Source organism: Sphingobacterium sp. UDSM-2020, assembly GCF_016132525.1.
Taxonomy (GTDB): Bacteria; Bacteroidota; Bacteroidia; order Sphingobacteriales; family Sphingobacteriaceae; genus Sphingobacterium; species Sphingobacterium anhuiense.
In genome coordinates this window covers 2,819,077-2,832,040 of sequence record NZ_CP066166.1, presented here as the reverse complement: position 1 = coordinate 2,832,040, position 12,964 = coordinate 2,819,077, and the positions used below count along the sequence as shown (strand labels likewise).

General features: G+C 36.8%; 7 protein-coding genes. 2 read left to right on the top strand and 5 right to left on the bottom strand.

Annotation, left to right across the window (positions count from 1 at the left end; genetic code table 11):
• Positions 1-108 precede the first annotated feature (108 nt).
• Positions 109-600, top strand: a complete 492-nt coding sequence (locus JAZ75_RS11885; protein WP_208702069.1) for a hypothetical protein — start codon at positions 109-111, stop codon at positions 598-600.
• 897 nt (positions 601-1,497) lie between these two features.
• Here the strand turns inward: JAZ75_RS11885 and JAZ75_RS11880 are convergent.
• The 4 genes from JAZ75_RS11880 to JAZ75_RS11865 form a co-directional block, all read right to left on the bottom strand.
• A complete protein-coding gene (locus tag JAZ75_RS11880; protein WP_208702067.1) occupies positions 1,498-3,324 on the bottom strand; it encodes a right-handed parallel beta-helix repeat-containing protein in 1,827 nt (608 codons plus the stop codon).
• A gap of 179 nt (positions 3,325-3,503) precedes the next feature.
• A complete protein-coding gene (locus tag JAZ75_RS11875; RefSeq protein ID WP_208702065.1) occupies positions 3,504-4,418 on the bottom strand; it encodes an alkaline phosphatase family protein in 915 nt (304 codons plus the stop codon).
• A 376-nt stretch (positions 4,419-4,794) separates the two neighbouring features.
• Positions 4,795-8,028 (bottom strand): sugar-binding domain-containing protein, encoded by a 3,234-nt coding sequence (locus tag JAZ75_RS11870; protein WP_208702063.1) that lies wholly within the window; start codon positions 8,026-8,028, stop codon positions 4,795-4,797.
• A 264-nt stretch (positions 8,029-8,292) separates the two neighbouring features.
• Positions 8,293-10,623, bottom strand: a complete 2,331-nt coding sequence (locus JAZ75_RS11865; protein ID WP_208702061.1) for a GH92 family glycosyl hydrolase — start codon at positions 10,621-10,623, stop codon at positions 8,293-8,295.
• 227 nt (positions 10,624-10,850) lie between these two features.
• On the opposite strand from JAZ75_RS11865, the gene JAZ75_RS11860 reads away from it, so the two are divergent.
• Entirely contained in the window at positions 10,851-12,161 is a 1,311-nt protein-coding gene (locus JAZ75_RS11860; protein WP_183911858.1) for a hypothetical protein, read from the top strand.
• 54 nt (positions 12,162-12,215) lie between these two features.
• Here JAZ75_RS11860 and JAZ75_RS11855 read toward each other — a convergent pair whose 3' ends face one another.
• Positions 12,216-12,953, bottom strand: a complete 738-nt coding sequence (locus JAZ75_RS11855) for a GntR family transcriptional regulator (RefSeq protein WP_231576925.1) — start codon at positions 12,951-12,953, stop codon at positions 12,216-12,218.
• Positions 12,954-12,964: the final 11 nt, after the last annotated feature.

Genomic DNA, 12,964 nt, shown 5'->3' with positions numbered 1-12,964 from the left:
ATAAAAGCTATAGGAAATAATAAAATCAGCATTTGTCCTTTTTTTTATTTGGACATCATTTTGGTCGGCATTTTGCTCTACTTTAGCAACTATAAAAATTATTTCAAAATGTATATTTTAAAAAGCATGATTGTGTCCGGATTTTTCCTTTTGACACTTAACAGCTGTAACCAACCAACATCCAAAACCCAAGCCCATGCAGCAACGACTGAAACTGCCCCGTCATTGACAATAGACGGCAATTACGTTACTGCTGAATATGAAAAAAGAGCAGAAGGATTTGACTGGGTTGGTGTCACGATTAAAAGCGAGCAAGACAGCAGTATCACGATACAGGTAAGATCTCGAGCTGACAAGAAAAAACCGACTTGTACACTTGATAAAAATGCAACCAAAATTAAAGAGGGAGTTTATCAGGCTTCACTTCAAGGAAAAAATGTATTATTTACTTTCGATGGTACTTCTTTAACGATAGCACCAGAAAAATCTGAAGATGAAGGAATCCTAAATTATTACTGCTCGGGTGGCGGATCGCTAGCAGGCACTTATAAAAGGATTGCTGAAGCATTAGATGCGACACAGGTCGATAGTCTTAAGTAAGATAACATTTATAAAAAAAGAGAGCGGGCCGAACATATTTCAGCCCGCTCTCTTTTTTATTAATAATCCTATCGTATTTACACACTATTCAACCATGCATTTTGTTTAGGTGTGTATGGAATTGATAAACCCAGACTGTATTATGCCTGTAACGACAAGAGCTACGATTAATAAAATCACGGATAAATACTATATTTGGATTTGGCAAACTCAAACCATGCTTTACAGCTATTGCTATAATAATACCTGATAGCATTACAGCAAAACATATAAACCTTGAAATGGTGTTTACAAAATACAATAGTTGCATCAACAATATTTCACAAGATTGACAATCCTCTCATTTGCTTTTAATTGTCGTCATTTATAAATTTGAAACTTCATAATTTTAAACTTTACTTCAATAATCATCAATTAGTATTTACCTGTTGTTTAAGCCCCTTTTCCGGCTTCCCAACAGATTGTTATTACAAAAATAGCCATGTACTCATTTTGATAATTTCAAAGCCTTAAAAGTACTTATTTGAATTTTCTAGTTATATTTTCAAGATTCTTCGGGTACTGTTCGACTGTTCTTCGAGTGCTGTTCGAGACTTGTTCGAGACTCGTTCGAGTGCTGTTCGACTCCGCTTCGGGTCGGCTTCAGGTCGGCTTCGGGTCGGCTTCGACAACTTGCCGAACAACAGCCGAAGACCAGTCGAAGGAATTACGAGCTAATCTCAATGCAGTTCCAAAGTAAAATCGAAGCCAATTCGGAGAAAAGTCAGGTATTTTTCAACAAAATTATTGCCTATACAACTAAAATATCTTTATGATAACCAATCAGAATGTGCCGATTCTTATCCTGCTGCTTGAACTGCTTTCAAATGTTTAAAACAATCTGAGCTCCATGGCTAATTAATAAATTTTAAGGTCTGTTTTCACATCACTTTTACGCATATTATGGATACCGAGTGACAGTTCCTCATCTGTTGCTGTATTTTTTTTGATTAGCACTTCTTGGCAGTTATCCAATACGACAGCTGGAGCCCGCATATCTAAATCTTTTGTAAATGGAAAATCGAACGTACTCTTCGTTATATGGTTGCTCTCAAAAGTCAATCCAGTGACACTTCTGGCGATTAAGAGATGTGGCGAGTACAATGTAAAATCATTATTGACAATTTTAATATTATGATGTACAAAATGTCCTTTGATCTGCGCTCTATTTTCTGGAAGAATAGCTATTGCATAATTATTTCCTGGTAGGTTATAGCCACATTCTACAAATGAATTATTTTTAATGGTAACATCTCTTACTGCCCCCGACTCAAACCAGCTGTTCACATCTCCCGCAATCAAAATACCGTGCATACCTGTTCGGTAAAATGTATTACCTTCAATTTGTACTCTACGCGGCGTTGTCACCAATATGCCTCGAGCATTTGTTCTTTCGAAACGACTATCACGGATCTCAACTTCTGGAGTCCAGGTCAAATTTTCAACAGCATCTCCTATTTTTGTATTCAGGGGTAATGTTTTGTTCAGTTTTAGACGAATTTTGGTCAAAGATAACGCTTCCACACCTGTCACTATGAGCTGTCCTAATGGCTGTATCGCCTCCTTGCTTACAATACCGATGGTATCATTTAAAATAAATGCATCAAAACCATAGGATTGATGATGTTTGAATTCAACTATTAATTCTTGCGGAGACACAATTTCTACAATCTGTAAATACGTGCCATGAATATTTATAGGATCGTCATGTAGACCTTTAAAATGACAATTAGATACTTTAATCTTACCTTTACATCCGGAGAACTGCATTCCATCCGCAAATGCGGCAATAGATCTTCCTTTGGCAGGAACGACTTTGACCTGCTCATAGTCCAAGTTTTCGGAGAATTGGGAAGTAATACCGATTCCATGCATATAATTCATAGTCAGATTAAAAAGCTTAATGTTTTTAGAACGATATATAAATCCTCCGACTTCATCGCGTACGGTATTGCGCATACTTAAAATACTACCAACTTTATAATCAGCCTTTAGTTGCCCCTCAAAATGTAAGATATTGGGCGCTATTTCTTTAACGTTGGCCTTTGCCAATGGCTCATACTTACTATAAAGACTTATGCCATGTGCCGTATCAACCATCATCGTATGCAAATGGTCTCCGGGTGCCCAACCCTCCCCATACCAATATAATTTATCATTCTTTAAGGTATAAGTAGAGGTGGGATTTACCTTAGCTACCAAATATCCAGATCCTACTTCTTGTATAGTCATTTCGGACATCGATGGACGTTCGAAGGTAATTGTCAAATCCTGCAAACGAATATCCTGACTTCGGATAATGGAAAATGTAGTCATTTTACCGTGGAATACAAATTCTGCACCATTTCCTTCAATCACAAAATCATTCATACCTTCAATAAGCACTCCGATATGTTTGGTCTTATCCGGCCATTCAATCTCTGAAGAACTATTGGTAATGTATAATTTTCGTTGTGCAGCTTTCTCAGGCCAAAAATCATACCGCCCCGGTTGCAATACAAGTTTCTTCGCTTTTGTCTCTTTACACTGCTTTAGCACCTGTTGCATCGCCGAAGATGCATCTACAAATGTATTGGGCTGTATCCCATGCTCATTTGCTTGAATTATCTGGGCAACTGCCTCCTGACCAACCGCTACCACGCATACCATAAAAAATATAATCGCCTGGCATAATATTTTATTCATATAGTGTTTCTCCAATTACTTCTAAAATAGTGCTTTCCACTAAAAGTAAAAGACACTATTTTATCATCTATTAGTGCTATGTTGACATTAAAATATGCCCATTTAACATACAAATCAAAAAAAGCCAGTTAAAGAAAATGGATTTCCTTTGACTGGCTTTCATCACTAAGACTATTTCTTTATTTAAATACCGAATCTAACACTTCCCCTGTCCACGCTAAAGGCTTTTTAAGTCCAAACAAATGCAAGATCATAGTTGCCGTATTTACGGTATTGTTAGGCTCTTCAATTTTTAATCCTTTTTTGATTTTCGGCCCTGTGACTCCCCATGGTACAATCATTTCATCGACAGATACACCACCATGTCCATATTCAATACCACCATGATCTGATAAGAACATAAAATTGGTACTCTCATATAAACCTTCTTTTTTCATTTTCTCTAAAAATATGCCTATTTGCACGTCAGCTTCTTCAATCGATTTGATGTATTCTGGAGACATCCATTTATGGCTATGCCCGGCGTGATCGGTATGTACTGAGTAAAGAAATACAAGAGTTGGATCTTTCTTATTTTTCACAATAAAATCAAACGCTTTATTATAATTTTCAATATAGGCATCGTCTTTTAAGTAGCTAACCTCATCAAAATTTTTCTGATTATGCGGGAAGAAAAGATTTATCCAGTTATAGTAAAAGGCGGTCTTAACATGCGGCATTTGTTCTTTGACAACGGTAAATACAGAAGGGTAATAACCCTGAACATCTTTTACCACTGCTGGTAATTTGAATTTATCGATCTGCCAGCCATTATCTACTACTCCATGCTGTTCTGGTCCACTTCCGGTAAGATGACTGGTCCAATTGGGAAGGGTGACAGATGGCATGACCACCCTTGTAGTCATTGATAATGCTCCTTCTGCCATTAAAGCATCTAGATTTGGTGTATGTGCCTGCTTGAATCCTTCGACAGAGATTCCGTCTAATGCGATCATCACAATTCGTTTGCTTTTAGGTCCACCTGCTAGTGCTGTACAAACAGTAATCAAAATCAACAATAAATTAATTGCGATTATTTTTTTCATTTTCATCATAAATATTTGGTTCATTAATTACGTTAACTGCCATTAATTGTAGTTCGTTCCATCTACAGATGTAAATGAGCTACAAAAAACAACATGGATTAACTTCAAATTTATAAACAAAATTTTAATATAAGTAAACTTTAATGTGAATTTTATATTAAAAAACAGTCAATTACATATTTAAAAATGAAAATTGTTTAGCAAAACTAAATATATCTTTATTTACCCAATAAATAATGAGATACTACCCATACTTAAATCTAGCCATCAAAAGTTAAAGGAATGATGATTTTTAGTCGAGAAAGCTATTTCTATCGATCACAAATGGATGATACGTAAAAAGGCCTTCCGAATGGGAAGGCCTTTTATAACATATCGATATATATTATTCGACATCTTCAACTAGTGATAACTTAGATAGCATAATATTAGGTCCTTTGGTCCCTTTTATCTTAAGCTTTAAGTTTCCATCGTTAGAATCTTCTCGCATTACATGAAGTTTAACCCATTTACCCTCTTTATCATGGCGTGTGAGCACATAGTCTCGTCCTTCAAAATTGATATCTGCCTCACGTCCATTACTATTCCAGTCATGGAAAAACAGATAAAGAGAACCGATCATGCCTTGTGGTACTTTTAGGTCTACCTCTATTTCCTTTCCCTGCCAAGCGGCACTTGTTTCGTCCTTCCAAACACCATCTGCTTTAACAGTATAGGTTGTCCCCTTTTTACTCTCACTCTGATCTAGATCTTTAGTCCAGTCAATATTTTGATTGATTTTCTTAGACAATTTACCTGCTTCTACATATAAGACTGCCTTTGAAAATTCAACGGGTACAGCTGTCTTTAAGGGCTCGATATAAGTAAACGTTTTACGTAACAAAGAAGCATCACGACCGTAACTAGGATCAAAATCATCTGAAGCTGCGTAAGCTAATAAGCTTGAACGAAGTTGCTGACTTACAATATTTTTTTCATCTTGTATATTAAAACCTGTCACCAACAACTTTCCATTCCCCACTTTCAGTTCAAATATAGATGCCAATTTATTATTTCTATGAAAATCATCTACAGGTTGTGCCAATGGTCTGTATGAGGCAGGAAACTCATTGATATAAAATGCTCTTGCTCCACCATAAATATGCTGCCACTGCCAGTCACTATGTGAATCTGTAGGAAAACTTTTGAATGCAGGGTGCTTATCTCTTACGATCATACCAATGGTATTTTTCCCTTGCCCCGGGAAGAACGTTAATGACCAGTACAATGGATAATAACTGATGATATCGGAGGTCTCTAAGTTTCCAAGATCGGAAGCATCCAGTAATACCGTCCCTCCATTTTTAAGGACTTCTTCAGTTTTTGCATCAAACCTATTTGCAACATAGACCTTTTTCGTTTCCTCTTTTTTAACTGTAGGATATACCCATATTTGCCATTCATTTTTATTGGCTCTATTTTCCAAACCAACTTCGACGGTTAATTTACCTGCTTTTTGAACCGCAGATAAATTGGTTTTAATTTCACCAACTAGATCTGAAGTGCCTCTAGCAAATGTTCTTTTTGCAAAGGTACCTTTTGCAATTACACGACTCTCTTCATCTTTGATACTCCAGTAGATACCATCCTGTATATCGGTTGATCCATAATGTGCCAGTTGCACTTTGGCTAAAAATGGTTCTTCGGCCTTCCATACAAATTTGGGTATACGCAAGAGGGTAACAGTGGTATCATTATGCATTCTAAATTTCTCGGGTGTTGTGATTCCCTTACTATCGTAAAATACGTCCAACCAGCCTATCAGTGCTTCGCCTTGACCTTGATAATCCTGCATACTTAACAACTGTATACCTGCCGCAGACGGCGTTCGTAAGAAAGATTCGATTTCATGTTTATACATGATTTGATTCAACGCTCCTGATGCCTGAACAAATTCTTCATTCTGTTCCTCAATATTGTTTTTGCGCGCCTGCTGTCTGAATTCTTCAAAATTGCGTGCTTTTAATACTCCGGTATATTTCTTTATCTCATCCCATTTCGGATATACGGGCCACTGCCCAATTTCATGTGCAATGACAGGTATTTTAGACTGACTGTATACTTTTTCAAAATCCCAATCGGTGTGCGCTCCGAGTATACCTCGCGTGCCACCAAGCTTATCAATATAATGTGTCGCGATAAACTGGTCCATATCAGTGATCTTACGTGCGGATGAAACTGCATACAATCTTCTGTTATCATTTTCCTTATAAGGTTTTAACCATGACTCCATCACATCGAAATTTGAATTGCCCAACTCATTACCGATAGACATCGTTGCAAAAGATGCATGATTACCATAAGATGCAAACATACGGTAAATCTCTTTCTGTGTGAAAGCATCTGCTGAAGGATTACTGCCCAGCCCTTGCGGTCTTCCTTTTGTATTCATCTCCTCACGGCCTGGGTTATCTGTGGCCATCCACCAGTCTAACCAGATTACTTCAGGCTGTAGGTATAAGCCTAGACGATCTGCTGCCTGGAATGCGGCTTCAGGAGGACACCAAGAATGAAAACGAACATGATTTAAACCATAATCCTTGTATATTTTAAAGATACGTTCCCATTCTTCAACGTGCATTGCTGGATATCCAGTCAAAGGAAAATGGACACAATCTAGGTTCCCGCGAAAGAAAACAGGTTTGCCATTAACCGTAATTTTTGACTTAGACGCTGTGATCTCACGAAACCCTATTTCCATTTCCTTCCTATCCAGTAAATTGCCTTTCTTATCTAGAACTTGAATAGAAAGCGTATACAAATTTGGGTTCATATCATCCCATAATTTCACTAAATCCGGCATCTGCTCTTCTATATCCAATACTTGTCTTACGCCCCGCAGATCAATATTCTTTTTTGTCTCAAAGACTTTATCCTTCGTTTTACGATCTGATAATATAATGGATAGCGAAATATTTCTACTCTTTCCGCCTTCATTTACAAGTGTATCTTTTATCTGTAGTTTTTTTGGAGAGATCTTCGTAAATATTTGTGGATTTTGAAATCTTGTCGCATTTTTAGCAATTAATTCTACCTTACCAACCATTCCATTCCAGATACTCTGTGTGTATTCTGTATAAACGTGACCTTTATCCCCTATATTATGGATCATATCGTTATTGACACGTACTGTCAATCGGTGCTTTCCTGGTGATATATATCCAAGGTCATGAAGATGTGCAGAACTTAACGCATCGTACGTTGCAATTTCTTTATCATCAATAAAAACCTTAGATTCCCACATAACACGTACTAAGTTTAAATACAAACGTTTATCTTTCCAATTCGCAGGTACAACAAAGTCCATTTGATACCATGCGGGACCGTAATATTTATAAGCTCGGGTCAAGATCCCAAAATCTGAACCCGTAGTTTTTTCACCATACCTGGCCTGATCGGTTGTCCCCGGAATAGTAATACGTTTATCTAAATCTTGTTTTTGCCAACCTTGTGCCAGCCCTACATTCTTTTCATCCAACCGGAAACGCCATACCCCATCCAATTTCTGATGTTCCTGGGCTGTAGCAGAAAAATGTAGCGAAAATAGGAACAGAAAAATCCCTAGGTATTGTTTTATCATAATAATCAGTGAATATAAATTAAACTCTTATTACAAATGTAACCAAGTATTGAAATCTAATAAATGGATAAAAATATGATTATCATGCAATATATTATGAATGTCTATCCTCAGTAATATTACTTTCTATTTCTCTGATATCATTTCTGATATCCAAAAAAACAGCCCCAAAATGTTTCAATTTTTGGGGCTGTTTTTTTGGATAAAAGATAATCTAATATTATGCGGAATGATTTAATCTAAATATACGATGAAACTAAAAAATTATTTATTTTTTAAAACAATACTCATCTTCCCTCCTTTTACCAAGTCTTGAAACGGCAACTCCTGACCAGACAAGATCTTTCCATTCAATTGGATCTGATCCAGATATATCCTACTTGTATCTTGATTTTTAACTTCGATCTCAAATTTATTTTTGCGTAGTGTTTTAGGCAACGAGATGGTTATACGATCAAAAAGAGGAGCCCCAACTTGAAAAGATGGGTTTTCACCGGTTAAGCTTCTTACATCAAACAACCCTATGCTTGACATGACGTACCAGGCCCCCAATTGTCCCTGATCTTCATCTTGTCCAAAACCGTAACCGTGTATTGCTTCTGTACCATAGAATTCATTACAGATTGCACGTACCCACTTCTGACTCAGGTCTGGTCGTCCTGAGAAATAAAACAACCAGGAAATATGTAAATTAGGTTGATTACCATGATTATAGAGGCTTTCAATCCCCGCAAAAGCATCAATATGCGCACCTCCTCCAAAGATATTCTTTTGCGAAATTGTAAAGATGCTATCCAGACGTCGATTAAACAAATCTTCGCCGACAAGTTTTACTAACTCCTGCGGTACGTGTGGAACGTAAAAAGTGTATTGCCAGGCATTTCCTTCCTGAAAACCGCGCCATGATTCATAGGGATTAAAATTTTGAATGAATTTTCCTTCACTATCCTTAGGTCTCATAAATTTGGTTGAAGGATCATACAATGTCCGCCATGCATCTGATAATTTATTGAGCACACTGTAGTCCGACTCATGTTTCAAAGACTTGGCAAATTGTGCCGCTGCTGCTGCTGAAAAGGCATACTCTAAAGTATGCGAAGCACCAAATGGAGACCCATTCGTTAAGAGCTCTGGATTACCTGTTTCATCTTTTATATAAGGGGAGTATCCCTTATCGACAAAAACCCCTACATCCAGTTTGCCTGCACCCGGAAGCCGATCTTTAGATTCTAATTCATTTTTTCTAACTGCCTGATAGGCTAAATCAACATCATAATTTCTGATTCCGACATTATATGCGGCAGCGATTGCCAAACCAGTAAAATTAGTACCCACACCTGACACATATTTACTATTAGCAATACCATCTCCTAACCAACCTGCATCTTTATATACGAGCAATTGACTTTGGATCCAATCATTATAATAATCAGGATATGCAATAGACCATAATTGTGTCAGATTCCAAAAAGCTCCCCAGATTGCATCAGTATTATAATGATGATGTACCGGAATACCTTTCCCATTTAAAGGAATCTGTCCGATACTACCGTCATTCTTAGGATATGCACCATTGACATCACTGGCTAAGCCTCTTCCCAATAAGGCATGATAAAGCGCTGTATAGAACTTAGTCCGGTCTTCAATTTTACCTCCTTCAACAAGAACACGCCCCAATTCGGCATCCCAAATCTGAATCGCATTCTTCTTAGCTTCTTCAAAATTTAACTTTTTAGCTTCCTGAAGCAGGTTCAATTTAGCATTTTCAATCGAAGTATAGGATAGACCTGTCTTTAGTTCAATCGCTTCCCCTTTTTTGGTCTTAAAGCGTAAATAGAGACCTGCTCCTTTACCTTTTATCGTTTTTTTATCCGCAAAAATTTCTGAATCTAGAAAGGTACCATAAGCGACAGGCAATTTATCAATCTCAGCAAAAAAATACATTTTTATATCGGCTCCTTTTTGATATTTCTGTACATAAAGCGGACTTGTTATCACATAACCCCATACATGTTTCTGATCGTAAGTAACCTCAGCATCAATGACAGGACCGCTTTCCCCCATGACATGACCAATATCAAAAATTACATTTGCTGAATCAGTTGAAGGAAATGTATATTTATGAAACCCTACCCTTTTTGTGGCCGTTAATTCTGCCTGAACACCATAATCTTTTAATTTTACACGATAATATCCTGATGTGGCAAATTCATCTACTTTATCAAAAGAAGAAAGGTAACCACTATAGGGCATATCCACTTTACCAGCATTGGTTTTTATTTCCCCAACTGTTGGTGCAAAGACAACTCCACCGATTTGAAATTCATGAAAATGAGGAAATCCTGCAATTGAATGATGTCTATCATCATAACCAACAGCCTCCCAACCGGAGCGGTTTCCATAACTACCATCTGTACTAGGTGCTAATTTAGCCATTCCAAAAGGCACTGCCGCTGGAGTATAAAAAAAATACCGACTATGAACCGAACCTATATTGGGTTTAACATATTGGGTTAAATGTTGTTTTTGCTGTGCGTAAGAGCATGTAATAAAGGTCAATACTCCACAGCAATACATGATTATATTTTTTATCATCTTTATTTATAAGGTTTACACACAAACTTATAAAATAAATTTCAAATGTATAGACATAGATTAAAATTAAAGATCAAAAAATAAAGCATTAAAAAATAAAAACAGATATGAATAATTGTAAAATTATGAATACCAAACAATTTAAAGCAGGATAATTTGGAATTAAAGATTGTTTTTTTATACTTTTGAATGTATATACATAAGAATAAACCAAAATTTAATCCGTTATGAAAAGATGCATACCGATCCTTACTTTCGCGCTACTGCTAGCAGGCTGCACATCGAAACAGAAAAGTCAAGATATTGAACTTGCAAAAACTATTTTAGCTGATCAAAAATTAGCTTTTGTTGACAGCCTAGCGAGACAGGTCATTAAAGAGGGGTTCAATGCTGGAAGCGGCTACTCGCAAATATGGGCGCGCGACTTGAATACTTTTATCGAAACCGCACTAGAAGAACGTACTAAAGAGGAGGTAAGAGGAGCTATCTTAGTATTCTTTAAGATGCAACAAAAGAATGGCGAAATGGTTGATGGTTACGTCTTGAAAAAAGACTTCACCTGGCACGATGATACTCCTTATTATTCGGAGAACGACCCTGAACATGTGGGCTTTAAGAATACCGTAGAGACTGATCAAGAAACCTCGCTTATTCAACTTCTGGGCAAATACATTACAAAAACAAAAGATCATAGTATCCTTGAAGAAAACATCGGTGGTATACTTGTAAAGGACCGCATTCAACTGATGCTGGATTATTTACATCGTGAGCGATACAATAAAGAATACAAACTCTTGTGGGGAGCAATGACCGCAGACTGGGGAGATGTCCAACCACATGATGATTTTGGTTGTGACTGGAATAACCTATCCAATGAAGCGATTGATGTTTACGACAATGCCATGTACATCATTGCTCTTAAAACACTTATTGATATTATGCCCGACGCAAAAAAAATAAACGAATGGAAAAGTCTGAAAAAGGAAATTGAGATCAACACCATGAAACACCTTTGGGATAAAAAACAACAAAAATTCATTCCGCATATTTACCCTAAAGATTCACCACTGCCTGAAGGATTTGATGAGAATAAAATTCATTACCACGGTGGAACAGCCATAGCTATTGAATCGGGACTTTTAAGTAAAGAAGAAATTAAAACAGTCAATGATCAAATGTTGGAAAATGTACGTCTATCTGGCATGCCAAGTATCGGCCTTACACTATATCCGACTTATCCTGAAGGATTTTTCAAAGGCTGGATGTCAAAACCTTACGCCTATCAAAATGGTGGAGACTGGACGTGGTTTGGTGGTAGAATGATACAACAATTAGTATTAAACGGCTATCCAAAAGAAGCCTATGAAGAGATTCAACCGATGATAAACCGAGTGGTCAAAAATAAAGGATTTTACGAATGGTATGGAAAAAATGATGTTCCTAGTGGTTCTGGTAAATTCAAAGGCTCTGCCGGAGTTTTAAGCAAAGCGATTCTATTAATGAACGATTGGGCTAAAGAAACTTTAGATAAAAACTAAAAACTTTGTTACAAATGAATCTGGATAATTAATTATCCAGATTCATTTTATATACTAATAATCGCGTCTACTTTCTACAGTATACGTAAAACTCTCAGCACGATAATATCCAAGATTGTATTCAATAGGCCTTCCTGATTGATCAAATACAAATCTCTTCCTTGACAAAATAGGTGCACCAATAGCTATTTCAAGCTTGTCGGCGATAAATTTATTAGCTGCCATCGCATCCAGTTCTTCCTGAGACAGATCGGCTACAATATGAAAATCGGCTTCTAATATTTCATAAAGCGGACGTTTAAAATCTTCATCTCCGGTCAAACCAATACGTGGATGGAAGTAAGAGATAAAATAAACAAACGGATCGTCTTTTTTACCTCGCAAACGTTCTAATTTAAGTAACTTCAAATCTTCTGGTACATCAAAAAATTGTGAAACTGCTTTATCAGGAATTTCCCAACTAACATGAAGTTCAAAATTTTTCACCTCGAGACCCCGATTTTTCATCTCTTGCGAGAAACTTAACCAATTTTTAGACTTTGAACTAAATTTAGCACTTGCTACCTTGGTACCTATCCCCTTCTTTCTGATTAACAGCTCTTCGTAAACCAACTTATTGATTGCCAGCCGTAATGTTGAACGCGAAATTGCCAAGCGCTTAGCCAGTTCAATTTCATTTGGCAATAATTTCCCATCAATATATTCCGGTTGCTTGATCAGTTCACGCAACAAATTCTCGGCCTGTATATGTAATGGTATCGGACTTTTATGGTCTATTTTAAGATTCATCATATTTATTACTT

Coding starts and splice junctions, on each gene's coding strand:
- JAZ75_RS11875 (WP_208702065.1), bottom strand. CDS start 4,418: ATGATGAAAATGAAAAAAATAATCGCAATTAATTTATTGTTGATTTTG.
- JAZ75_RS11870 (WP_208702063.1), bottom strand. CDS start 8,028: ATGATAAAACAATACCTAGGGATTTTTCTGTTCCTATTTTCGCTACAT.
- JAZ75_RS11885 (WP_208702069.1), top strand. CDS start 109: ATGTATATTTTAAAAAGCATGATTGTGTCCGGATTTTTCCTTTTGACA.
- JAZ75_RS11855 (WP_231576925.1), bottom strand. CDS start 12,953: ATGATGAATCTTAAAATAGACCATAAAAGTCCGATACCATTACATATA.
- JAZ75_RS11880 (WP_208702067.1), bottom strand. CDS start 3,324: ATGAATAAAATATTATGCCAGGCGATTATATTTTTTATGGTATGCGTG.
- JAZ75_RS11865 (WP_208702061.1), bottom strand. CDS start 10,623: ATGATAAAAAATATAATCATGTATTGCTGTGGAGTATTGACCTTTATT.
- JAZ75_RS11860 (WP_183911858.1), top strand. CDS start 10,851: ATGAAAAGATGCATACCGATCCTTACTTTCGCGCTACTGCTAGCAGGC.